Origin of the sequence: Curtobacterium oceanosedimentum, assembly GCF_020297365.1 — a bacterium.
Classification (GTDB): domain Bacteria; phylum Actinomycetota; class Actinomycetes; order Actinomycetales; family Microbacteriaceae; genus Curtobacterium.
Genome location: NZ_JAIXIG010000034.1, coordinates 1 through 23,278, shown reverse-complemented (window position 1 = coordinate 23,278; position 23,278 = coordinate 1). Strand labels below are relative to the sequence as shown.

Below are 23,278 nucleotides of genomic sequence, written 5' to 3'. Positions count from 1 at the left end.
CTCCTCACCGCAACGGTGCGTCCGAACACGACGATGTACCTCGTGCAGCACGATCCCGAGGCGAGACTCGATCAGTACCGACACGCGATCTCGACCTGGGCCACGCAGCTCGAAGGCACGTCGTTCGATCTCACGGTGGTGGAGACGAGCGGAGCGACCGCGACGGAGCTCTTGTCAGCGGTCGATCCCCGACTGCGCCATCGCATCCGAACGGTCCAGTTCGACCCGTCAGGATCGGACGCGAGCCGCGGCAAGGGCCGTCTCGAGGCTGATGCGATCGCGTGTGGGATCGCCGTCGTCGAGCAGGATTCAGGCCCTGACCAGAGCATCTACAAGTCCACCGGTCGACTCGTCCTCCGGAACGCCCGACGACTCGTCCACCCGATCCCGCTCGACACCGTCCGGGTCCGGATGACCCTTGACCGATCATTCGCCGACACGCGGTTCGTCGGTGCCCGCGCGCACGCGTGGCGGACGATCCTCCTTGCCGACGCCGCAGCCGTCGACGAGGAGGCCGGGATCTACTTCGAGCACGTCCTCGCCGGGGCGGTGGCGCGTTCAGCGGCGCTGCAACAGATCCGGATCGAGCGTTTTCCCGAACGGCCGCACTTCGTCGGGCAATCAGGCTCGACGGGCCGCCGGTACCGTCGCGGCTTCACGTCCGCCGTGCCCGCGCTTTCGCTTCTCACGGAGCGGGGACTCGCTCGTCTTGCTTCGAGGAAGCAGACCTGAGACCGCTGGCTTCTGCTCAGCGAGCGACGCACCGACGAGCAGGACGGCGAGCCCGACCGTGATCGCGAAGCCCTTGTCCTCCAGGGAGGCGCCGAACGGCAGGAGCGCGATGAGGATCGCCACGCACCCTCGGACTGCGGTGTTCGCGAGCGTCCAGTCGAACATGGGCGCACGCCGCAACAACGGGACGAAGATCAGGACGAGGCACGTGAGCAGGATGATGCACCCGATGATGCCGAACTTCGCCAGGTAGACGAGCGGACTGTCGACCGAGAAGTCGGTACCGGCCACACCCGTGGTCGGATTGACGAAGGTCTGGCCTTCGCCCCTGCCCATCAAGAGGTTCTGCTGCCACAACGTGAGGCAGTACTCGTACGCACGAGAACGGATGGCTCCCGACTGGTCAGAATCGACGCCGTTCTGGATCGTCTGCCAGATGCTCGCGAAGCGCTGAGCCAGGAAGTTCTCGTTCTGGAAGAACTGGGCAGTCAGGGGAACGGCCGCCGCGATCGCCGCGAGGCCGACCACGGCGGCCGTGACGATCCGACGGACAGGTGCGCGTCGCTTGCTCCGCGCGCCCACGATGCCGATCAGGACTGCGGCGAAGACCACTCCGGTTCGAGTACCGGTCACCAGGACCGCGAACACGAAGGCGACGCCTGCCGCGAACCACGCCCAGTTGATCCGGGAGCCCGCCAACGCCATCGCGAAGCTCAGTGAAACGGCCAACGTCAGCGCGGTCAGGGAGGACAGGAGAGCGGCGTCGCCGTCCACGGGCTGCGTCGACACCAGACCACGCGCGGCGATCCATCGTGCGGCGAAGCTGTACGCGGCGAGTGCACCCACCATGACCACCAGGATGCGAGACGTACGAACGCTCGTGGTCCCGATCGCGTCGATGGCGATGATCACTGCGCAGCCGATCAAGATGTACGTCGCACCGTCTCGGAGCCAGTTGGACAGGGATGCCCCTTGGACCGCGACGGAGTACGGAAGGACGATCAGCGCCTGCCACAGGATGATCCCGATTCCGCCCACGTAGGCCGGGAAGAGCGGCCGCAACGCTGCCGATTCCGACAGCCCTCTCACCTTCGTCAAACTGACCAACACCGATACGCCGACCACCGCGAAGTAGAACAGCTTCGGTGCGCTCAGACCGCTCGACGTCTGGAACACGAGGAATGCGCCGAACACGAAGAAGGCGGCGCGTGCCCAGGAGTAGCGGATGACCAGGACGAGCGCGAGCGCGGCGGGGATGACCAATGCCACGCGCGGATCAGAGGACACCCCGATCGCCAACATGCAGGTGACCACTGCTGCGAGGATGACCAGCGCGCCTGTGCGTGTCCCCGATCGCATGTCCGAACTCTAGCCGGTTCGGTACCCCCGACGACCTAATCTTGACGCCATGAGGCGACTCGTTCTTCTGCTGTTCGGGGATTTCCGTATTTCTTGGAGCCGTACACTTCTCCAGCTGGTCCGCGGGCATCGGGTACTCATCGGGCGGCGCTTCCGTCTGCACGGGACGCCGGAGCTGATCGGTGGGCGAGCTCGTCTGACACTCGGAACGCGCCCGTACGGTTTCGCGACCGGTCGAGATGACGGCATCCTCCGAGTGCGTGGCAGGCTCCTGATCCACGGCAGGATCGCGGTCGGAGTCGGGTCGAGGATCGAGGTGGCCCCGGGAGCGGTGATGAGCGTCGGTGAGGACAGCTACTTCTCTCCCAACGTTCGCATCATCGTGAGTTCCGGGTTCACGGTCGGGCGGGGATGCGCGATCGGGTGGGATGTCCAGATCTTGGACGACGACCAGCACGTCTTCCGGAGCGGAGATCGACGACGATCTCGGTCCGCTCCGATCGTCCTCGGGGATCACGTGTGGGTGGGGAGTAGGGCGATGATCTTCAAGGGTGTCGAAATCGCCGACGGGTGCGTCGTCGCGAGCGGCGCAGTCGTGACGAGGAGCGTCGACGAACCGAACAGTCTCATCGCGGGCAATCCTGCGTCCGTCGTCCGGCGGGGGATCGCCTGGGAGTGATCGGGACCCGACCTCAGCGCTGTTCGAGTGCGCCGAGGAACACTGAGGCGAACGCGGCCGGCGTGTGCTCCAGGATCTCCGGGGCGCTGATGTGTCCACGCCAATCCGACTTCGACGCGACGAGCGCCTGTGCAAGGGAGGCCAAGTCAGAAGCGCAGGTGTAGACACCCCGCATGTGCTTCGTCGAGGCTGCGACGCCGCTGCTCGCGGTGACCACCGCGTGGAGACCGGCGGCCAGCCCCTCGTTGACGACGAGCCCCCAGACCTCCTCGGAAGACGGAAGGACCAGGGTGTGGCTCGCGATCACCTCGTCGATGGCCGCGTCGTTCTCCGTGGTCCCCGTGAACGTGACGTGTCCACTGAGGCCCAAGGTCCGAGCACGCTCTTCCAAGGTGCGTCGCTCGGGACCATCACCGACGAAGACCAGGACGTCCTCCGGCCCGCGGACCTCCGCGAACGCTCGCAACAGGAGAGCGGGTTGTTTCCGGCTGATCAGCTGTCCGACGAAGATGAATCGGTGTCCGCGAGATTGTTGGTCGCTGGCGCGGACCGAACGCGCTCGATCTGCGATGTGCTGCACATCGACGGCGTTGAAACCGCGATGGATGCGTTCCGCCGCGACACCGAAACTCTTCAGGGCGGCCTCTGCATCGGCGCCTGGGACGACGACCGCGTCGAGAGACCGCATGAACAGGCTGCGCGCGCGAGCGATGACTCCTGAGCGGTGGCGGTTCGTGTTGAGAGTGGACTCGTAGAAGCCGACGGTCCGGACCCGACGGAGCTTCGCGACGAGCAGGAGTTGCCAGTACGCGGGGGACTCCCATCCTCCGAGCAGGACGGCGCTCGGCTTCCGGGCGAACGCGAATCGAGGGTCGAGGAGCGTGTACAAGCTCGTCTCGCCCCGGCGCAACTTGAACGTGCGAAGTGTCCGGTGCCGCAGCCGGCGGAGGCCACGCTCAGACCAATCGGCTGGGCGACGCCCTTCGCGGACACGCTGCCGGTCGCTCTCGAGGAGGAACACCGTCAGGTCGGCTCGGCTCGCGATGTGTTCCCAGACCGGAACCCGGTACGGAGCTGCGATGTTCGTGAACCAGTGCAGGACCGGCAACCGTCCCCGGCTGCGCTCAGGGACGTCAGGCTTCGGCATCGTAGACGTCCTGCAGGCCTTCGACCACCTTCGACAGCGAGAACCGCTCCTGCGCGATCTGCCTTGCTCGCGCACCGGTCTCGGCTGTCGTCTGAGGCGAGTTCAACGCTTCCGCGAGTCGGAGCCGCAATTCGTCGACGGTTCTGAAGGTCCACCCCGCCCGTGCCGCCGAGATGAGCGGGGCGAGCGCGGAAGTGTGGTGCACGACAGGCGGCGTTCCGACGGACATCGCCTCCAGGATCGTCATGCCGAAGGGCTCGTCGGCGGCCGGCTGCACGAACACCTCAGCCGATCTCATGTGCTCGCTGACCTGGTCCGGGGCGACCGGTCCGACGATCGTGACACGCTTGCCGCCGGGGAACGTGGAGAGTGTGCGGCGGACGTTGGAGAGGTCCCCTTCGTCGGGCCCAGCGATCCGGAAGGTGCCGTCCGGGTAGCGACTCGCCAGCTCTGCGGCCGCGGCAGCGAACACGGTCGCCCCCTTCCGCGGATGGAGCCGACCGAGGAACAGCGCGCCTCGTCGAGGTCGCGGCTCGGCGTCCTCGTGCAGGGGGATCCCGTTCTCGAACAGGACCGACGGCGTCGTTCCTGCCGACAGCCGAGCGATCTCGCGGCCCTCCTCCGGAGTGAGGACCAGGGCTTTCCGAGCGGACGACACCACGCGTTCGGTCATCAACGCATCGACGATGTGTGCCGACCGCTTCGAGGACGCGTCGATCATCCCGTGGGTGTGGACGACGTAGGGGAGCGATCGTCGGCGCAGTGCCATGGCGATCGGCAACGTCACGAGGTCACGCGCGAGGTGGACGTGGAAGATCTCCCTCCCGGTGAGCCCGCGAAGGAGCATCCGTCGGAGGCCCGGCGCGACCGTGGTTGCGAAACCCATCGCCGGGACGAGGCGCTGGGAACGTGCGAGTTGGAGCGGTACGCCGTGCCACTCCGTCGGCAGCGTCCCGAACCCCTCTGCTCCCGCGAACACCGACGAGTCGATCCCACGTCGGCGTTGCTCAGCTGCGATGTCGAGCGCGACCTTCGTGGGCCCCCCGAAGCGGCCGTCGGGAGAGACGAGCGTGACCACGTGTCGAACGACGCGCTCATCCATGCCGCGTGCCCGTCACGACGGCCGGGTTCCCGACCGCGATCGAGTTCTCGGGGATCACACCACGGACCACGGAGAGCGGCTGGACGAGTGCTGACCGTCCGATGTGGGCGCCGCCGAGGACCACGCAGCGAGCCGTGACCCAGGCACCGTCCTCGATGACGATCGGGCGGGTGATCAGCCCCATGTCCCTCCGGTGCGCGTGACTCCCTGTGGTGACGAACGTGTCCTGCGAGACGACGACGTCATGGCCGATCGTCACGTGGTCCTGGTTGTGGATCCAGACACCCTCGCCGATCCAGCTGTCATCGCCGACTCGGAGCTTCCACGGGAAGCGCACCCGGGTGCGGGGGCGGAAGATCACTCCGTCGCCGATGTCCGCTCCGAAGCGGCGGAGCACGGCGACGCGGAGCCGCGAGCTGATCTGGACGGGATTCGTGACGAAGAGCAGCTCCGCGAGGCCCCAGAGGTACACGATCGGTGCTGGCCGCCCCCAGGACGTGCGCTCTCCGGGTGCCGCTCGCAAGCTGATGATCCGGGGCCGCTCCGACGGCTCTTTGTCGAGGTTCACAGTTCAACGTCCCGTACTCGATCGAGGATGACCCCGGCTGTTACTGTCCTCGGGTGTCTTCCCGAGTCTCTGTCGTGATCTTCGCACAGAACTACGCACCGGAACCGAGCGGCAACGCACCGTACGTCACATCACTCGCTGAGGGGCTGCAAGCGAGTGGGGAGTTCGACCTCACGGTCGTCACCGCGCATCCGTACTACCCGGATTGGCAGATACGAGCAGGCTACGGCCAATGGAAGCGTGACGAGACACTCCAGGGTGTCCGCCTCCGCCGGAGACTGCACTACGTCCCTCGCCGCCCCACTGCGCTCCGTCGCCTCGTGTCCGAACTCTCCTTCGGCATCCGTTCCGCTTTCTCCTCCTTGGGGCGGCCCGATGTGGTCGTCCTCGTGTCTCCGAGCATGTTCGCGAGTGCGGTCACGATGCTCCGATTGAAGCTGCTGAACCCCGGCACACCGGTCCTCGTCTGGGTGCAGGACCTGTACAGCCTCGGGGTCCGCGAAACGGGAGGCCGGGCGGAGGTCGCGAAGGTCGTCACAGCGGTCGAGTCGTGGTTGTTCCGGACGGCTGGCACCGTGACCGTCATCCACGAGCGCTTCCGTCACACGGTCACGTCGTTGCTCGGAGTCGAGGCAGACCGTGTGCGGATCATCCGGAACTGGACCCACATCAGCCCGGTCGAAGGAAGTCGTCGGGCCGCGGCACGGTCGAAGCTGAGCTGGGGCGGTGACGAGATCATCGCGTTGCACACAGGCAACATGGGCGTCAAGCAGGGGCTCGAGAACGTAGTGCGCGCGGCTGAGCTCGCAGAACGCCGCGGTGACCGGGTCCGGTTCGTGTTCATCGGCGGAGGCAATCAGCGCGATCGTCTCGTGGACATGGCCGCAGGTCTGACCCAGATCGAGTTCATCGGCTCTCTGCCGGATGACGAGTACGCGCTCGCTCTGACCGCAGCAGACGTTCTGCTGGTCAACGAGCTCCCCGGCGTGTCGGGCATGGCGGTGCCGAGCAAGCTGACGTCGTACTTCGCAGCGGGAAGGCCCGTGGTCGCTGCGACGGACGCAGGGGGTGTGACGGACGAGGAGGTCACGGCTTCCCGGGCCGGTGTCCGTGTCGGAGCGGGGGATGCGCGAGCACTCTTGGACGCCGTCATCGAGGTCGGTGCCGATGCCGAGCGCTCATCGCAGATGGGTCTCGAAGGGGTTCGTTACTACGAACGACTCCTCTCTCCTGAAGCGGCCATCGACGCGTTCAAGCAGGCTCTCCGCGACGTGCGTCGAAGCGGCAGGTCGAAGCGCAGACGGCGAGCCCTCCGTCGAAGCTGACGCCTCCTGGCCGAGCTCCGGAACGATCATCGGGTGCCGATCCTCCGTGCGGGGCAACCCGCCCAGATCTCGCCAGCGGGAACGCTCTTCGTGACGACGGCGTTGGCGCCGACGATCGCACCCTCCCCGATGGTGAGGGAACCGCGGGCGCAGATGATCTTCGCTCCGGCGCAGATGATGGCATCGTCGTGGATGACGAAGCCGCCGAGCGCAGAGGCGACCTCTGGTACCCAGACGTCGCCGCGTCCGATGGTCACCCCGTGGTAGATGGTGACGTTGTTCCCGATGACTGTGCGTGGATGCAGGACGACGCCGACACCACGGTACATGACCTGCAGCCCAGACCCGATCTCGACGTGCGCCGGAATCTCCATCCCGTAGATGGACAGGATCTCCCGTGCAGCGCGCGAGAAGGGCCCGCGACGAGCTCTGATCACGCGGTCCAGAAGCGACATCATCTTCTCCTTCGGCGCGGAAGATCGATGGAGAGACCGTAGCTGAAGGGCGCGGGCGAGCGGGGCTTCATCTCGACGGGGCCGGTCCGGAACGTCGCAGGAGTTGTTCGACGGATCGTTGCATCCGGTCCACCATCTCCTCGAGTCTGTACTCATCCGCTCGGGATTCCGCGGCGCGCGCCAGACGAACGGCTTCTTCCGGCCTGGTCACCAGCTCGTGGAGTGCGGCGGCCAGCGCTTCTGGTGAATCGTCCGCGACGAGCGAGTCGATGCCCGGACGGAGGTACTCGAACTCCGGAGCGTGGAACGCCCACTCGGCTGTGACGATGGGCAGTCCGAGGGCGAAGCTCTCCGGGGCGATCAGTCCGACTCTGCCCGGATTGAAGACTCCGATGCACACTCGCGCCAAGAGAGCCTTCTCGCGAGTGCCGGCATAGCCGATCAGGTGCACCTGCTTACGCCTGATCGCCGCCTCCAGCAGGTGCTCGAGGTGCCCGCGACCCGCGACCACGAACCGGGCCGGTGATCTCCTCTCCCACAAGACGTCGAGCGTCGAGGCGAAGAGATCTACTCGTTTGCTCGCATCGAGGCCGCCGATGACCGCGAAGTACGGGCCGTCCCGCACCCCGATCTCTGCACGCGCTTCCTCCTCGGACCGTTCCCGTGCCGCAAGAACAGCCCGGCGAAGCGCGCCAGTGTCGGATGTGTTGCCGAGGACGGACACTTTGGCTGGATCTGCGCCGAACGAGAGGGCGATGTCGCCTCCGCTGGGCGTGTAGGCGAGGACTGCATCCGCTCGCCGGACCTGCCAGCGCCGCAAGACCCTCGAGGTGAACGAGTCTCGATTGACGTAGGAACCCACGTGCCCCCAGACAGCAGTCGGAGTGGATCCGAGCAATGCCCGGTACGAGTAGATCGCTCCGGCCGCGAGTTCGACGACGACCACGTCCGCTGCCGCCCATGCAGAAGGCCCGGGCGCTGTTCGTACCGTCTTCGGACCGATCTTCACCGATCTGGTCTCGAAGATGCGATGCCGGACGTCGGCAAGCTCGACGCTGTCGCGGCGCTCGCGTTGCTCGCCGTCCGGCTCTCCAGAGAGGACCACCAGTTCGTGGCCGTTCGAACGGAGCCGGCGACCGAGTTCGGAGAAGAGTGCAGATCGATAGACCGGTACGTACGGCTGCACGATCACGATCTGGGCCACATCGCCACGCTTCTCATCGGTCAGATCCCTCGAATAGTCCCGAGGGAGTGGGTTGGATCGTAGCGCCCACGATCGCGGACATGGGTGACTTCGGTCGACTGTCCAGCACACGCATCAAAGCACGGGAACAACCTGCGCTCGCAGACGCGCCCATGTCGTTCCACCGTGCGTACGTCCGTATGCTCAGGGCTGAAGGGGCCGCCGGAGAAGCGACGAGCTCCACAGCGAGAACTGGGGAAACGTTTGACGAAGCGGGCGCTCATCACGGGCATCACCGGACAGGACGGGTCGTACCTGGCCGAGCTGCTGCTCCGGAAGGGGTACGAGGTGCACGGGGTCATCCGTCGTGCGTCCACGTTCAACACCTCGCGGATCGACCACCTGTACGTGGACCCGCACAACCCTGACGCCAAGCTGTTCCTGCACTACGGGGACCTGGGCGACGGCGCGCGGCTCGTCAGCCTCCTCAGCGAGCTGAAGCCCGACGAGGTCTACAACCTCGCGGCGCAGTCGCATGTGCGGGTGTCGTTCGACGAGCCCGAACACACCGGCGACGTGACGGGTGTGGGCACGATGCGCATGCTCGAGGCGGTCCGGGTGTCGGGCATCCACACGCGTTTCTACCAGGCGTCCTCGTCCGAGATGTTCGGAGCGACGCCGCCGCCGCAGAACGAGGAGACACCGTTCTGGCCGCGTTCTCCCTACGGCGCCGCGAAGGTCTACAGCTACTGGGTGACGCGGAACTACCGCGAGGCCTACGGGATGTTCGCGGTCAACGGCATCCTCTTCAACCACGAGTCGCCGCGGCGCGGAGAGACGTTCGTCACCCGGAAGATCACCCGGGCAGTGGCCCGGATCAAGGCCGGCCTCGAGGACCACGTGTACCTCGGCAACCTCGACTCCGTCCGCGACTGGGGGTACGCCGCTGAGTACGTCGAGGGCATGTGGCGGATGCTGCAGGCCGACGAGCCGGACGACTTCGTGCTGGCGACCGGCGGGAACTTCACGGTCAAGGACTTCCTGACGACGGCGTTCTCGCACGCCGGGCTGAACTGGGAAGACCACGTCCGGTTCGACGAGCGCTACCTGCGCCCGAGCGAGGTGGATGCCCTGGTCGGTGACGCGTCGAAGGCCAAGGAGAAGCTCGGATGGGAGGCGACGGTGGACACCGCCGCGCTCGCGCGCATCATGGTCGACGCCGACATCGCGGCCCTGGAGCACGAGGGTCGCCCGTGGATCGACACCGTCCGACTCGAGAGCTGGGGTTCCTGATGACCACGACCGACTACACCCCCGGTCCGATCGACCGAGACGACCGCGTCTACGTCGCCGGACACCGCGGCCTGGTCGGGTCGGCAGTGTGGCGCAGACTGCAGTCCGAGGGCTTCGACGACCTGATCGGGCGGACCTCGTCCGAGCTGGACCTGAAGGACCGCGGCGCCGTGTTCGCCTTCTTCGCGGACCAGCAGCCGAAGCACGTCGTCCTCGCCGCTGCCAAGGTCGGCGGGATCATGGCGAACAACACCTACCCGCACGACTTCCTGAGCGAGAACCTGCAGATCCAGGTCAACGTGATGGATGCCGCCGTGGAGCACGGTGTCGAGCGGCTCGTGTTCCTCGGCTCGTCCTGCATCTACCCGAAGATGGCCGAGCAGCCGATCCACGAGGACGCGCTGCTCACGGGACACCTCGAACCGACGAACGACGCGTACGCCATCGCGAAGATCGCCGGCATCCTGCAGGTGCAGGCCGTCCGCCGACAGTTCGGCCGCCCGTGGATCTCGGCCATGCCGACCAACCTCTACGGTCCGGGCGACAACTTCTCGCCGACCGGCTCCCACGTCCTGCCGGCCCTCATCCGTCGCTACGACGAAGCCGCTCGCAGCGGCGCCTCGACGGTCGAGAACTGGGGGACCGGTTCGCCCCGTCGCGAGTTCCTGCACGTCGACGACATGGCCGCTGCGGTGTTCCACCTGATGGAGCACTACGACGGTCCTGACCAGGTCAACGTCGGCACCGGCTCGGACGTCACGATCAAGGAGATCGCCGAGACGATCGGCAAGATCGTCGGGTTCCAGGGCGAGACGGTCTGGGACACCAGCAAGCCGGACGGAACCCCGCAGAAGTTGCTCGACGTCTCCAAGCTGGCGGACGCCGGCTGGACCGCGCAGATCGGCCTCGAAGACGGCCTCCGCAGCACGATCGACTGGTACCACGAGCACGTCGATACCGTTCGTCGGTGACGGGCTGGGAACGCGCGGAACCGTAGGATCGCCTCATGTCCGACGCGCCCGAGTCGCGACGCACTGCAGCACGCCGGGGGTCCAAGGCCCGGATCGTCCTGTGGGTCGTCCTCGCCCTTGTCCTGCTGCTGATCCTCGCCGTCGCCTGGGTCGGTGTCCGCGGCATGCTCGCGAAGGGGCACCTGGAGCGGGCCGTCGGGGACGTCGACACGCTCCGGTCCCAGCTGACCGGCGGTGACACAGCCGGTGCCCAGGAGACGGCGCGCCACCTCGAGGACGAAGCAGCGTCGGCGCGGTCCCTGACCGGGGATCCCGTCTGGGGTGCGGCGCAGTCCGTGCCGTTCTTCGGGACCAACCTGCGGGCGGTGCGGGACGTGTCGGTGATCGTCGACGAAGTGGCCAGCGACGCGGTCAGTCCGGTCGCCGCCGTCATCGGAGGGCTCGGGTCGGACTCGTTCGCACCGAAGAACGGCAAGATCGACCTCCAGCCGATCGAGGACGCGCAGCCGGCGGTCGCCGAAGCCACGAAGACGCTCCAGCAGGCACGCACCGACGCGGCACGGATCGACACCAGTGGAACGCTGTCGCCGGTCACCACCGCGGTGGGGCAGCTGCGGAACGCCCTGTCGTCGGCGTCCGAGCAGGCTGTCGCAGCAAACCGCATCGTGCAGCTCGCGCCGGCGATGCTCGGCCACGACGAGGACCGGGACTACCTGTTGCTGTTCCAGAACAACGCCGAGTTGCGGGCGGGTGGGGGCATCCCCGGCGCAGTGGCGCTCCTGCAGGTGAAGGACGGCGCGATCAGCCTGGGGAGCCAAGCGTCCGGGTCGTCCTTCGGACCGTACGACGAGCCCGTGCTGCCCCTGACCGACGACACGCGTGGGCTCTACGGCGACATCACGGGCAGGTACATGCAGGACGTCACCCTCACACCGCGCTTCGACGTGTCAGCGAAGCTCGCCCGGGAGATGTGGAAGCAGCGGTTCGGGCAGCAGGTCGACGGCGTGCTCGCCATCGACCCCGTGACCCTGAGCTACCTGCTCAGGGCGACCGGCCCCGTCGAACTGCCGACCGGTGACACATTGACCGCCGACAACGCCGTCAAGCTGCTGTTGAGCGACGTCTACGCCGAGTACCCGGACCCCGTGGTGCAGGACGCGTTCTTCGCATCCGCCGCCAGCACGGTCTTCGGCAAGATCTCGTCGGGTGGTTTCGACACGAAGGCCTTCGTGTCGGCTCTGACAGAGAGCGCGGACGAAGGCCGTCTGCGCATCTGGAGCGCCGACAAGGCTGAGCAGCGCCGCATCAGTGGGACACCGGTCGCCGGCGAGCTGCCGACAGCCACCGCCGACTCGAGCCAGTTCGCTGTCTACCTGAACGACAGCACCGGGGCGAAGATGGACTACTACCTCGACAAGAGTGTCTCTGTCGGAAGCTCGGTGTGCCGGAAGGACGGGCGTCCGACGTCCGTCGTCCAGATCACCATCAAGAACACGGCACCGGCCGACGCCGCGACGAGCTTGCCGCGGTACGTCACCGGGGGCGGGGACTTCGGCGTCGAACCGGGCAGGATCAAGACCCTGCTCGCCGCCTACGCCCCCGAGGATGCGATCTTCCTCGGTGCCACGAAGGACGGCAAGGCGACGGCCGTGCAGACGGCGTCGGACGGCGGGCACCCCGTGGCGCAGCTGCAGACCCTGCTCGCGCCCGGTGAGCGCCTGACCTACCGCGTCGCTTTCCTCGGCGAGGCGAAGTACGCGAAGGCGGCGGTCCAGGCGAGCTCGACTCCTGGCGTCCGGCAGACCGAAGCGGAGCCCTTGACGTTCGAGTGCGAGCAACCACTCGCGACGGGCTGATTCCCCCGGCGTCCAGATTGCGAAGGTGCCGTACGCCCCAGTCCGAGGGGGCGGCCGGAGGACCTGTCCGCGTGCAAAGCCTGTTGATCAGACGCACAGTGCCCTTTGAGTGCTCTGGCGAACGGCTCTGATCGGGGATTTCCGTCCCTCGCGGTGCTGCCGGTGCGGCCCCGCCACTCCTGCGCACGGATGAACACCCGCCGACGAATGACTGAAATGTACGCGGCCCGGTACCAAGCTGGAAATCTCCGGTAGATTGAGACAACTTCGCCATCACAACCGCCATCTCCATGGCTGCGGTCGACCACGGGCGGATCAGCGGGCTCTGGGTTTCAGGGTCTGGACCAGCAGATCTCTAGGGGAATCATTCATGAAGAAGCTCATCGCAGCGGTGGTGCTGGCTGGTGCCGCACTGCTCGCCACGCCGGCCGTCGCCAACGCCGCCGGCTACACGCCTGACTCCGACGTCTCCGTCTCCGGTACCGCCGTCGCCGGTGGCACCGCTTCGGTGAACTTCACCGCGGGCGCGTTCCAGGACAACGAGACCGTCAACGTCCAGGTCACCGGTGCCGGTGCGGTCACGCTCGGCGCGCTGCCGATCACGACCGTCTCGAAGACCTACACGGCCGATTCGGACGGTTCGCTCGACGTCAACGTCACGTTCCCCCAGGGCGCCTCGGGCACCTACAGCCTGACCGCCACCGGCGCCACCTCGGGCGTCGTCGGCTCCGCGGCGTTCACCGTCGCTCCGGTCGATGCAGCTGGGGTCCCGGTCGCCGGTGCTGGCGACGGCACCGACGGCACGCTGGCCTTCACGGGTTCGACCGTCTCCGCCCTGGCCCTCTGGGTCGCCGGCGGCGCTGTCGTCCTCGGCGGTGGCCTCCTGCTGGTCCGCGGCTCGGTCCGCCGCCAGCGCGAGTCCGTCTGAGTCTCGACGCACTGAACGAAGCCCCCGGAGCTCCTGCTCCGGGGGCTTCGTCGTGTCCCGGGGCCGTGCCCTGGGATGGAGCAGCTCCGAGACGCGTCCTCAGGGACGCCGACGTCGAGCCGCCCGCCTGAGCAGCAGCACGCCCGCAACGGATCCCAGGAGCGCCCCCACGCCGTTCGCGACGACGTCGTCGACGGTGGCGACGCGTGCCGGCAAGAGCAGTGCCTGGCCGGTCTCGATGCACCCGCTGACGACCACGCCCGTCGCGATGGCGATCCACCACCAGCGTGCGCCGGCGAGGAGCACCACGAGCAGGCCGAGCGGCACGAAGAAGACCACGTTCGCCAGTGACTCGACGGCGGGGTAGTCGATGCGGTCCGGCAGTCCGTGGCGATGGGCGGCTGCCAGCACACGGGTGAGCCACGGGCCGCCCGCTGCGTCGACGGGGGAGCCCCAGAACCCGACGAGCACCAGGGCGACGCCGTAGGCGGCGGCGCACCACGTCGCGAGCCGACGGCTGCGCGCGGTGGCCGGGGCGGGATCGTCGACGCCGGGCTTGTCGGAGGTCACGCTCCGACGCTAGCGAGCCGCGCCTCCAGGTCGTGGACCCAGCCATCTCGTCCCCCATCTGTACCCGATCCGGAAAACGAGTACCCCGATCGCACTCCTGTACCCCGGAATGACGTCACACCACCCCGGAAATCCGGGCCTCGAGCCTGAGCGGCATTGACGGAACCCGTGAATCCACGGGCCTCGGTGGCGATCGCCTCGGCACTTCTCGTAGCGTTCTGGTGTCAGCAGATGTACCCCGGATCGTGAAGGAGAGCGACATGACCACCACCGTGAACACCGCGACGCAGGCCGAGGTCACCCTCGACACCGACACGGTCGACACCATCGCGATCCTCGAGGCCGTCGCGGCCCCGTCGTCCCGCCCCAAGCGCGCCAAGGTCACCTGGGTGCAGGAGGACCAGGGCGAGTGGATCGCGGGCTACGGCGGGTACTTCGGCGGCAGCGTCGACAAGCGCGGCGACCGCTACGTCGCCTCGGACACCTTCGGCCTGGTCGTCGGCGACTTCGGCTCGCTCGAAGAGGCGCAGACGAAGCTCGAGGACCAGCTGCACGTGATGCTCCCGTCGGTCATCCGACCGGTCGAGTGACCACGGCGACCACCAGCACCACCCCGCACCGCAGCACCACCACGGACACCCGCACCACCGCCGCCGACCGCGGCGACAGCACAACCCGTACCGCAGCACGAAGGAGCACGACCATGAGCACGACCGTCGCCCACCGCCAGCAGGCCGAGGTGACCCTGGACACCCAGACGATCGAGGTCATCGCCGAGATCGAGGCCCAGGTCGTCGCTCCCGAGCAGCCGACGCGCGTCGAGACCACCTGGGCCGAGGCCGACTCCGGCCTGTGGGTCGCGAACCACGGCGGCTACTACGGCGGCACCGTCGACCGGCAGGGCGACCACTTCTTCGTCGCCGACACCTTCGGCGAGTACGTCGGGGACTTCCGGTCGCTCGACGAGGCGAAGGCGCGGCTGACCGACCGGCTGCACGTGCTGCTGCCGGACGTCATCCGCCCGACCGTCTGATCTGACACCCGCACCACCGAGACCCCCGCCGCACGTCGGCGGGGGTCTCGTCGTTCCCGGGGACGGAGCGCACCGACACCGCGGACAGGAGCCCCCCGGACGCCCCGCGCCGTGCCGGACGGCGCCGTGACCGGCGTACCCCCAGAACGAGTGGTCCCCCCTACTGGGGACCAGAACTGTCCCCTACGGAGCACCGGGAACTGCCAGGATCGAGACGGCGCCACGACCGTGCTCCCGGCACCGGGAGGTCGAGCGCCCGCATCGTCTCGACCCGAAAGTGATCATGCAGCGTACGACCCGGGGCACCGCCCTGCCCTCCCGCCGTCCCCTCCTGCGCGCCGTCGCCGTCCTCGGTGCCGCGCTCCTGGTGGGCACCGGCCTCACCGCCACCTCTGCCGTGCTCGCCGCCGAGCCCGCCTCGGCCGTCAGCGCCACGAAGGACGGCGCGCTGGTGTGCACGCCGCAGGACACCCTGTACGCGATCGACGGCACCGGCCAGGTCGTCGCCGTCGACATCAGCACCGGCGCGTCGCGGGGTACCACCGCGTCGGTCGTCAACCTCGGCACCGGGGCGAACAACGGCCTCGGCATCTCGCGTGAGGGCGTGTCGATGTTCGCGGCGTCGAACAACCAGTCGGCGACGCTGCGCCAGTACGACCCGAAGATCGGGACCGCGTCGGACCCGATCGCGACCGACATGAACCGCTCGATCATCCGCGGTGCCGTCAACCCGGTCACGGGCATCTACTACTACGGCTCGAACCGGGGGTGGCTCGGCGCCTACGACCCGAAGAGCGGCAAGTACCTGGGCCAGGTCGGCCAGATCACCGGCCTGAAGAGCGGGAACGGCGACTTCGCGTTCAGCTCGCGCGGGCTGTTCTTCGTCGTCGCGGCCGACACCGTGTACCGCGTCGAGACCGGCACCGACGCCGTGCCGACGACCTCGGGCGCGAAGGAGATGGCCGCGACGGCGATCGCGACGCTGCCGACCGGCACGAACAGCCCCGGCATCGCGTTCTCGTCGGACGGCTACCTGTACGTGTCGAACACGCCGCAGGACTCGATGGTCACGACCATCTACCAGCTCGACCCGACCTCGGGCGAGGAGGTCCGCAACTTCCGGATCGTCGGCGACTTCGCGGCGTCCGACCTGGCCAGCTGCAACTACGCCGACACCGTCACCGGACAGGCGAGCGTGGACCAGCGCTGGAACAGCGACGACCAGTTCGCCCTCGCGATCAGCGGCGGCGGCATCGACACCACCAAGCCGGGCAGCGCGGGCACCACGAGCGGCACCGCCACCGGCGTGCAGCCGCAGAAGGCCGGCGCGATCCTGTCGACGCCGAACAAGCGGTACACGGTCACGCAGACCCCGGCGGGCACGACCGACCCGGCGAACTACGCCACCTCGTGGAAGGCGGTCGACCTGACCACCGGCTCCACCGTCGCCAGCGGCACCGGGCCGACGGGGACCTTCACGTTCCCCGCAGCCACCACCGCCGACGGCACCGACGTCATGGTGACCTTCACGAACACGCTCAAGGCCACCCACGTGAGCACCACGAGCGACACCGGCAGCACGCCGTCCGGCACCACGCTGACGGTGCCCGCGCGGGGCGTCCTGGCGAACGACACCGGCACCGGCCTGTCCGTCGTGTCGAACACCACCCCCGCGCACGGCACCGCCACGGTCCGGGCCGACGGGTCGTACACCTACACCCCGGCCGACCGGTTCTCCGGCACGGACACGTTCCAGTACACGGCGAAGGACTCGTCCGGCCGCACGTCGACCAGCACCGTCTCGGTCACGGTCGCGCCGAAGGGTGACGACGACACGATCACCGTGCGCGCCGGTGGGGTCGCGAAGGCCGGTACGGCCACGGGCCTGCTCGCCAACGACCACGGCTCCGACCTGACCGTCACCGGTCACTCCGACCCGTCGCACGGCACCGTCGAGGTCGCCGCGGACGGTTCGTACACGTACACGCCGGCCGCCGGCTACTCCGGTCCGGACTCGTTCACGTACACCGCGAAGGACGGAACGGGCGCCACGGTCACCGGCACCGTCCGGGTCACCGTCCTGCCGACGGCCACCGCCGACACGGTCACCGCCGCGGCCGGGACCACCACCACCGGCACCGCACCGGGCCTGCTCGGCAACGACCTCGGCACCGGCGTGACGGTCACCGCGACCGGGACCCCCGGCCACGGTTCCGTCACCGTGCGGCCGGACGGCTCGTACTCGTACACCCCGGCCGCCGGGTTCTCCGGTCCGGACTCGTTCACCTACACCGTCACCGACCGCTCCGGCGGCACCGACACCGTGACCGTGACCGTGCAGGTCGCCCCGACGGCGGTGGACGACCGCATCACCGTCGCCGCCGGTTCGACCCACACGGCCGACACCCGTGCCACCGGCGTGCTCGGCAACGACCTGGGCACCGGCCTGACCGTCGCCGCGAACACCGCTCCGGCCCACGGCACCCTGACGCTCGACCGGGCGACCGGCGCGGTCGTCTACACGCCGGTCGCCGGCTACTCCGGCCCCGACGCCTTCACCTACACCGCGGTCGACGCCTCCGGTTCGCCCGCCACCGCGACCGTCGCCGTCCGGGTGAACCCGACCATCGGCGCGGACGCCGCCACCACCGACGCGGGCACCCCGGTGTCCGTCGACGTGCAGCGCAACGACCGCGGCTCCGACCTCCGCACCGCGATCGCCGCCGGCCCGACGCACGGCACCGCCGTCGTCGCCGCCGACGGCACGGTCGAGTACACCCCGGCCGCCGGGTTCTCCGGGACGGACTCGTTCACGTACACCGTCACCGACGGAGACGGTGTCACCACCGGTCCGGCGACGGTCACCGTGACCGTGCGACCCGTCGCGACCGCCGACACCGTGTCGACGACGGCCGGCGCCCCGCTGGCGATCGACGCCGGCACCCTCACCGCCAACGACCGCGGCTCGTCGCTGACCGTGACCGACGTCGCCGGCGGCGCGGACGGCACCGCCGTGCTCGACCCGGCCACCGGATGCATCGTGTACACGCCGCGCGACGGGTTCTCCGGCACCGACACCGTCACGTACACCGTGACCGACGGCTCCGGCCGCTCGACCACCGGCACGATCACGGTCGTCGTCGGCCCGCGGGCCACCGCCGACACCGTCACCGCGACCGCCGGCGCGACCCGCACGGTGGGCGCCGACGCGGGCGTGCTCGCGAACGACCGCGGCACCGGCCTGACCGCGACGATCGACCAGCGCCCGGCACACGGCACGGTCGAGCTCGCCGAGGACGGCTCGTACACATACACGCCGCGCGACGGCTTCTCCGGCACGGACACCTTCACGTACACGGCGACGGACGAGCGCGGCCGCACCGCGACCGGCACCGTGACCGTGACGGTCCGACCGGCCACCGAGCCGGACACCCTCACCGTCCCCGCCGGCGGCCGCGGCACCGTCACCTCCGGCGACCTGACCGGCAACGACCACGGCACCGGCCTGACCGTCGAGTCGGTCTCGGGCGGGCAGCACGGCACCGCGACCCGCAACGGCGACGGCACGGTCAGCTACACGCCGCGCGACGGCTTCTCGGGCCGGGACACCGTCACCTACACCGTGACCGACCCGTCGCGGAACACCGCGACCGGCACCCTGACGGTGACCGTCACGCCCGTGACCGCCGGCGGCTCGACCACGGCCGAGGCCGACACGACCACGACCGTGCCCGCCGACGGCGGCCTGCTCGAGGGCGCGAAGGGCACGGACCTGGTGGTCACCGACCACACCCGGCCCGAGCACGGTGACGTGACGGTCGACGAGGACGGCTCGTACACGTACACCCCGAAGCCCGGCTACTCCGGCCCCGACGAGTTCGACTACACCGTCACCGACGGCTCCGGCACGCCCACCACGGGCACCGTGACGATCGTCGTCAGCCCGAAGGCCGCCGCGGACACCGCCACGACGAGCGCCGCGACCCCGGTCGACGTCGCGGTCACGGGGAACGACTCGGGCACCGCGCTCCGCGTCACCGCGGTGTCGGAGCCCGCACACGGCACGGCGACGGTCACCGGCGGCGCGACCGCAACCGTCACCTACACGCCGGCCGACGGGTTCTCCGGCACGGACACGTTCACCTACACGGTGACCGACCCGACCGGCGGCACCGCGACGGCCACCGTCACCGTGACGGTCACGCCCACCGCCGTCGCCGACGCGCTGAAGACCGCGGCGAACACCGCCCTGCCGATCGCCGGCACGACCCTCACCGGCAACGACCGCGGATCCGCGCTCACCGTCACGGGCCACGGTGACGCCGCGCACGGCACCGTGACCGAGGGCACCGAGCCCGGCTCGCTCGTCTACACGCCGGCGAAGGGCTGGTCCGGCGCCGACACCTTCGAGTACACCGTCACCGACGGCGCGGGACGCACGTCCAGCGCGACGGTCACGGTCGTCGTCGGGGTGGCCGCGATCGACCACTGGCACACCATTTCGACAAACCGCAGCATGCGCATGGCCGCCGAGAAGGGCGTGCTGGTCGGCGACTCCGGCCGCGGGCTCTGGGCCGCGATGGAGTCGGAGCCGTTCAACGGCACGCTGGACCTGGAGAAGGACGGCTCGTACGTCTACACGCCCGATGCGGACTGGTCGGGACGCGACTGGTTCACCTACTCGGCCAACGACGCCGACGGCACCGCCGCGTTCGCGCGCGTCATCATCGACGTCGCGCCGGTCGCCACGGACGACCGGGCCACGACCACGGCCGGCACGACGGTCCGGGTCGCCGGCCACGGCGTGCTCGGCAACGACCACGGTGACGCCCTGACGGTCGTCGCAGTGGGCCAGGCCCGGCACGGCACGGCGACCATCGCCGCCGACGGCACGTTCGTCTACACGCCGGCGAAGGGCTTCTCGGGCACCGACACCGTGCCCTACCGCGCCCAGGACTCGGCCGGTCAGCTCGTCGACGCGACCGTCACCGTCCGGGTCGGCATCGCGGCGGCGGACGACACCGGGCGCACGATCGCCGGCACCCCCGTCACCCGCGACGCCCGGCACGGCCTGCTCGCGGACGACCAGGGCACCGGCCTCACCGCCACGGTGGCCCGGAAGCCCGCCCACGGCACCGTGACGATCCAGCGGGACGGCGCCTACGTCTACACGCCGGCGACCGGGTTCGTCGGGAATGACACCTTCACCTACACGGTGACGGACGCGTCCGGCCAGACGACCACCGCGACCGCCACCATGACGGTCGTCGCCGCAGCGGTCGCCACCGACGACTCGGCGACCGGCATCGTGGGCCACCGCGTGACCGTCGCGCCGCTCGACAACGACTCGGCCACCGGCGGCTCCGCGTTCGACCGCGACACGCTCCACCTGCTCGACCCGGCATCCGGCAAGCCGGTCGACCGCCTGGTCGTCGACGAGCAGGGCACCTGGACCACCCGTGACGGCGAGGTCGTCTTCGTCCCGCAGGACGGCTTCACCGGAACGGCCTTCGTCGGGTACGTGGTCACCGACGGCGCCGGGCAGACGGTCCAGGCGACCATCACGATCACCTACCCCACGGGGATCGCCGCGGTGATCCACGAGACCGAGCTCGCCTTCACGGGGGCCACCGGCCTGGTCGGCCTGGGCCTGGCGGCGATCGCACTGCTGCTGGCCGGCGCGCTGCTGGTCACCCGGCGCCGCGCCACGGTCCTCCTCGCCGGCGCCCCCGGGATCCGACGCGGCACGCGTCCGTAGCACGGCACCGGACAGGAGGCCCGGATCACGTCAGCAGACCCGCTGACGTGATCCGGGCCTCCTGTCGTGCGCGGGGCGCCGCCCGCTACGCGACCGGCGCGATGAGCTGCGGACCGTCGTTCCGCACGCTGTTGACCGTCCGGGCGACCTCGTACTGCTCGAGGCCGGCCGCGACCGCGAGGGACTCGTGGTCGAGCAGGGCGAGCAGGTCGTCGGTGCGCAGGTCGCCGCCGAGCCAGTCGTCGTAGCCGTCCGGCGTCAGGAACGCCGGCATGCGGTCGTGCACCTCGCCCGGGGCGACGTGGGCGTCACGGGTGATGATCGCGAGCGAGAGCCGCCACCGGTCCGGGTCGCCCTCGGGCTTCGTCGGGTCGGGCCAGGCACTGACGACCCCGGCCATCGCCAGGGCGCCGCCGGGCTCGTGCACGAAGTGGGGTTCCTTGCCGTCCTCGCGCACGACCCACTCGTAGTAGCCCTGCGCCGGCACGATGCAGCGGTTCGTGGCGAAGGCCCGCCGGAACATGCCGCTGGTGGCGACCGTCTCGATGCGGGCGTTGATCGGCCTGGGGCGCTGCTTCTGGAAGTCCTTCGCCCAGCTCGGCACGAAGCCCCAGCTGATCTGCGGCAGCTCGCGCGCACCGCCGCGCTGACGGACGGCGTACACGGGGTCGGTCGGTGCGACGTTCCAGCTCGGGGCGAGGCCAGCACGGACCTCGCCGGTGTCCTCGTCGACGTACTCGGTCCGGGCGGCGAGCTCGCCCATCAGTTCGGGCAACAGATCGGCCGTGGTGTCGGAGACGACGAACCTTCCACACATGCGCCCAGTGTGCCCGTCGCCGCCGACAGCGGTGCGGGTGGCGGGCCTCACGGAGTGGTGTGCGTGGGCGTCTCGGCCAGCGGGTCGAGCGCCTCGGCTGCCCGACGTGCGCGTTCGGACCGCCCGAGCCGGACGACGAGGTCCGGGAACTGCAGGCCGTAGACCACCGGCCACAGCGCCCAGACGACGGGCAGGCCGCCGAGCACGACGCCCCCGACGAGCGCGGCGGCCCCGGCAGCGGCCAGCGGGACCGTCCTGGCGAGCACGCCGATCAGGCCGCGGCGGAGCAGCACGGTGTCGGTCCGGACGGTCTCGCGGTCCTCGGGGCGGATCGGGACCGCTCGGCGCCGCAGGTACGGCTGGACCGAGGGCCGCGCCGCCCACTGCCACGACGGCCGGACCTGCCGGCCGTTGATCGTCGTCGAGCGATCCGGCGCCCGCCACGTCGGGATGCACGCGAAGGTCAGGAGCCCGACGCCCGTCGCCAGCAGCACCATCGCGACCACGCTGCGGGCCGCAGGTGCCCCCGTCCAGCCGACCCGGGCCTCCAGGACGGCCATGCCGACCAGGGCGACTGCCGCCGCGAGACCGGACCACGCGGCGGCACGGCGGACGCGTGCCGGATCGAGCACGTCCGTCACGTGCCGGCGGAAGACCTGCAGGCCCAGGGAGAACACGCGTCACTCCTCGGGCAGGGCGAGCTTGCTGCCGCCCGGGGAGCCGGGGCGGCCACGCGGCGGCAGGGGGGTGGGGACCGGCGGCAGTGCCTCGGCCTCGACGCGGAGCTGTTCCTGCCGCCCGAGTCGACGGATGCTGCCGATCCCGGAGGCGGAGCCCAAGAAGCCCATGAAGAGCCAGAACAGCGGGAACCGCCACACGTCGCCGTCGCTGACGATCTGGGCGACGGTGACGACGACCAGGGCGACCAGCACAGCCACGCCTCCGGCCAGCAGGAGGAGGCCGCTGACGGCGGTGCGGACGAGCAGGTCGCGGTTCTCCGGCAGACGGTCGAGGACGGCGTCGCGGTGTTCCGGGGCGAGCGGGGGCGGGTTGCTCCGGGAGTACCGGACGATCGCCTCCTGCGTGCGCCACCCGATGCCGGGGAGCGGCGGGACCGCCCACCCCTTCGGCCCGGTCGGGACGCACCCGGCGGCGGTGCACCCGATGCCGACGGCCACGAGCAGCGCCACGACGACCGAGCCGACGGGAGCGAGCGGGATGCCGTCGAGCACGGGCGTCGTCACCCCGAGCACCACCAGGCCGACGAACGCGACGACGGCCGCGACGACGCCGACGAGCGCGATGCGGCGGCGGCGCTCGCGGCTGACGAGTCCGGGCAGACGCTCGCGGAACACCTGCCACCCGATCTTGAACACCCATCATGTCTACCCGACGGACCCGAGCGCCGCGCGGGCACGGGGGCGCGCGGGAACGTGGCGTGGGCGTCGAGTGAGCAGAAGACGTCGGGTGCGGGTGCGCTACCCGACGTCTTCTGCTCACTC

At 69.6% G+C, this 23,278-nt stretch carries 20 protein-coding genes; 10 read left to right on the top strand and 10 right to left on the bottom strand.

The annotated features are described in order from the left end of the window. Window positions 1–42 precede the first annotated feature (42 nt). Entirely contained in the window at window positions 43–732 is a 690-nt protein-coding gene (locus tag LEL83_RS14075) for a hypothetical protein (protein ID WP_198657641.1), read from the top strand. Here the strand turns inward: LEL83_RS14075 and LEL83_RS14070 are convergent. Then, window positions 622–2,001, bottom strand: coding sequence for an O-antigen ligase family protein (locus LEL83_RS14070; RefSeq protein ID WP_198657642.1), 1,380 nt, complete (start codon window positions 1,999–2,001; stop codon window positions 622–624). The genes LEL83_RS14075 and LEL83_RS14070 overlap by 111 nt on opposite strands. A gap of 139 nt (window positions 2,002–2,140) precedes the next feature. Between LEL83_RS14070 and LEL83_RS14065 the strand changes: the two genes are divergently transcribed. Next, window positions 2,141–2,770, top strand: a complete 630-nt coding sequence (locus LEL83_RS14065; protein WP_225559278.1) for an acyltransferase — start codon at window positions 2,141–2,143, stop codon at window positions 2,768–2,770. A gap of 13 nt (window positions 2,771–2,783) precedes the next feature. Here LEL83_RS14065 and LEL83_RS14060 read toward each other — a convergent pair whose 3' ends face one another. The 3 genes from LEL83_RS14060 to LEL83_RS14050 are packed head-to-tail and all read right to left on the bottom strand — an operon-like array spanning window position 2,784 to window position 5,491. Continuing rightward, entirely contained in the window at window positions 2,784–3,917 is a 1,134-nt protein-coding gene (locus tag LEL83_RS14060; RefSeq protein WP_225559277.1) for a glycosyltransferase, read from the bottom strand. Continuing rightward, window positions 3,904–5,019, bottom strand: coding sequence for a glycosyltransferase (locus tag LEL83_RS14055; protein ID WP_198657645.1), 1,116 nt, complete (start codon window positions 5,017–5,019; stop codon window positions 3,904–3,906). Before LEL83_RS14055 ends, LEL83_RS14060 begins: the two co-directional genes overlap by 14 nt. After that, window positions 5,012–5,491: an LbetaH domain-containing protein gene (locus LEL83_RS14050; protein ID WP_225559276.1), complete on the bottom strand. Its 480-nt coding sequence runs from the start codon at window positions 5,489–5,491 to the stop codon at window positions 5,012–5,014. Before LEL83_RS14050 ends, LEL83_RS14055 begins: the two co-directional genes overlap by 8 nt. A gap of 170 nt (window positions 5,492–5,661) precedes the next feature. Between LEL83_RS14050 and LEL83_RS16320 the strand changes: the two genes are divergently transcribed. Further along, window positions 5,662–6,912: a glycosyltransferase family 4 protein gene (locus LEL83_RS16320; protein ID WP_225559275.1), complete on the top strand. Its 1,251-nt coding sequence runs from the start codon at window positions 5,662–5,664 to the stop codon at window positions 6,910–6,912. A 26-nt stretch (window positions 6,913–6,938) separates the two neighbouring features. On the opposite strand, the gene LEL83_RS14040 is transcribed toward LEL83_RS16320, so the two are convergent. Together LEL83_RS14040 and LEL83_RS14035 are read right to left on the bottom strand one after the other, a co-directional pair. After that, entirely contained in the window at window positions 6,939–7,286 is a 348-nt protein-coding gene (locus LEL83_RS14040; RefSeq protein WP_225559274.1) for a serine acetyltransferase, read from the bottom strand. A gap of 148 nt (window positions 7,287–7,434) precedes the next feature. Continuing rightward, window positions 7,435–8,571, bottom strand: coding sequence for a glycosyltransferase family 4 protein (locus LEL83_RS14035; protein ID WP_225559273.1), 1,137 nt, complete (start codon window positions 8,569–8,571; stop codon window positions 7,435–7,437). A gap of 243 nt (window positions 8,572–8,814) precedes the next feature. Here LEL83_RS14035 and gmd point away from each other — a divergent pair, with 243 nt between their 5' ends. The 4 genes from gmd to LEL83_RS14015 all read left to right on the top strand — a co-directional run bounded on the left by gmd (window position 8,815) and on the right by LEL83_RS14015 (window position 13,598). Further along, a complete protein-coding gene (gene gmd, locus LEL83_RS14030) occupies window positions 8,815–9,843 on the top strand; it encodes a GDP-mannose 4,6-dehydratase (RefSeq protein WP_198657650.1) in 1,029 nt (342 codons plus the stop codon). Then, a complete protein-coding gene (locus LEL83_RS14025; RefSeq protein WP_225559272.1) occupies window positions 9,843–10,814 on the top strand; it encodes a GDP-L-fucose synthase family protein in 972 nt (323 codons plus the stop codon). The genes gmd and LEL83_RS14025 overlap by 1 nt, the downstream gene beginning before the upstream one ends. A 35-nt stretch (window positions 10,815–10,849) precedes the next feature. Further along, window positions 10,850–12,670, top strand: coding sequence for a DUF4012 domain-containing protein (locus tag LEL83_RS14020; protein ID WP_225559271.1), 1,821 nt, complete (start codon window positions 10,850–10,852; stop codon window positions 12,668–12,670). Window positions 12,671–13,040: 370 nt separating this feature from the next. Continuing rightward, on the top strand, window positions 13,041–13,598 hold the full coding sequence (locus LEL83_RS14015) for a hypothetical protein (RefSeq protein WP_198657653.1): 558 nt from the start codon (window positions 13,041–13,043) through the stop codon (window positions 13,596–13,598). 99 nt (window positions 13,599–13,697) lie between these two features. Here the strand turns inward: LEL83_RS14015 and LEL83_RS16315 are convergent, their stop codons facing one another. After that, on the bottom strand, window positions 13,698–14,168 hold the full coding sequence (locus LEL83_RS16315) for a VanZ family protein (RefSeq protein WP_225559270.1): 471 nt from the start codon (window positions 14,166–14,168) through the stop codon (window positions 13,698–13,700). Between the two features lie 260 nt (window positions 14,169–14,428). On the opposite strand from LEL83_RS16315, the gene LEL83_RS14005 reads away from it, so the two are divergent. The 3 genes from LEL83_RS14005 to LEL83_RS13995 all read left to right on the top strand — a co-directional run bounded on the left by LEL83_RS14005 (window position 14,429) and on the right by LEL83_RS13995 (window position 20,959). Next, entirely contained in the window at window positions 14,429–14,758 is a 330-nt protein-coding gene (locus LEL83_RS14005; RefSeq protein ID WP_225559269.1) for a hypothetical protein, read from the top strand. 113 nt (window positions 14,759–14,871) lie between these two features. Then, entirely contained in the window at window positions 14,872–15,201 is a 330-nt protein-coding gene (locus LEL83_RS14000) for a hypothetical protein (protein ID WP_198657656.1), read from the top strand. 283 nt (window positions 15,202–15,484) lie between these two features. Next, complete coding sequence (locus tag LEL83_RS13995) at window positions 15,485–20,959, top strand: beta strand repeat-containing protein (protein ID WP_225559268.1); 5,475 nt, start codon at window positions 15,485–15,487, stop codon at window positions 20,957–20,959. 85 nt (window positions 20,960–21,044) lie between these two features. Here the strand turns inward: LEL83_RS13995 and LEL83_RS13990 are convergent, their stop codons facing one another. Genes LEL83_RS13990 through LEL83_RS13980 form a run of 3 tightly spaced genes read right to left on the bottom strand, consistent with a single transcriptional unit; the run spans window position 21,045 to window position 23,152 of the window. After that, complete coding sequence (locus tag LEL83_RS13990) at window positions 21,045–21,776, bottom strand: SOS response-associated peptidase (protein ID WP_225559267.1); 732 nt, start codon at window positions 21,774–21,776, stop codon at window positions 21,045–21,047. A gap of 47 nt (window positions 21,777–21,823) precedes the next feature. Then, entirely contained in the window at window positions 21,824–22,453 is a 630-nt protein-coding gene (locus LEL83_RS13985; RefSeq protein ID WP_225559266.1) for a hypothetical protein, read from the bottom strand. 3 nt (window positions 22,454–22,456) lie between these two features. Continuing rightward, on the bottom strand, window positions 22,457–23,152 hold the full coding sequence (locus tag LEL83_RS13980; protein ID WP_198657660.1) for a hypothetical protein: 696 nt from the start codon (window positions 23,150–23,152) through the stop codon (window positions 22,457–22,459). Window positions 23,153–23,278 lie beyond the last annotated feature (126 nt).

Bases quoted from the DNA above. Each gene is read 5' to 3' on its own strand.
- LEL83_RS14015 (WP_198657653.1), top strand. From the start codon at position 13,041: ATGAAGAAGCTCATCGCAGCGGTGGTGCTGGCTGGTGCCGCACTGCTC.
- LEL83_RS14020 (WP_225559271.1), top strand. From the start codon at position 10,850: ATGTCCGACGCGCCCGAGTCGCGACGCACTGCAGCACGCCGGGGGTCC.
- LEL83_RS14055 (WP_198657645.1), bottom strand. From the start codon at position 5,019: ATGGATGAGCGCGTCGTTCGACACGTGGTCACGCTCGTCTCTCCCGAC.
- LEL83_RS14025 (WP_225559272.1), top strand. From the start codon at position 9,843: ATGACCACGACCGACTACACCCCCGGTCCGATCGACCGAGACGACCGC.
- LEL83_RS14000 (WP_198657656.1), top strand. From the start codon at position 14,872: ATGAGCACGACCGTCGCCCACCGCCAGCAGGCCGAGGTGACCCTGGAC.
- LEL83_RS14060 (WP_225559277.1), bottom strand. From the start codon at position 3,917: ATGCCGAAGCCTGACGTCCCTGAGCGCAGCCGGGGACGGTTGCCGGTC.
- LEL83_RS14005 (WP_225559269.1), top strand. From the start codon at position 14,429: ATGACCACCACCGTGAACACCGCGACGCAGGCCGAGGTCACCCTCGAC.
- LEL83_RS14040 (WP_225559274.1), bottom strand. From the start codon at position 7,286: ATGGAGATTCCGGCGCACGTCGAGATCGGGTCTGGGCTGCAGGTCATG.
- LEL83_RS14065 (WP_225559278.1), top strand. From the start codon at position 2,141: ATGAGGCGACTCGTTCTTCTGCTGTTCGGGGATTTCCGTATTTCTTGG.
- LEL83_RS13990 (WP_225559267.1), bottom strand. From the start codon at position 21,776: ATGTGTGGAAGGTTCGTCGTCTCCGACACCACGGCCGATCTGTTGCCC.
- LEL83_RS13995 (WP_225559268.1), top strand. From the start codon at position 15,485: ATGCAGCGTACGACCCGGGGCACCGCCCTGCCCTCCCGCCGTCCCCTC.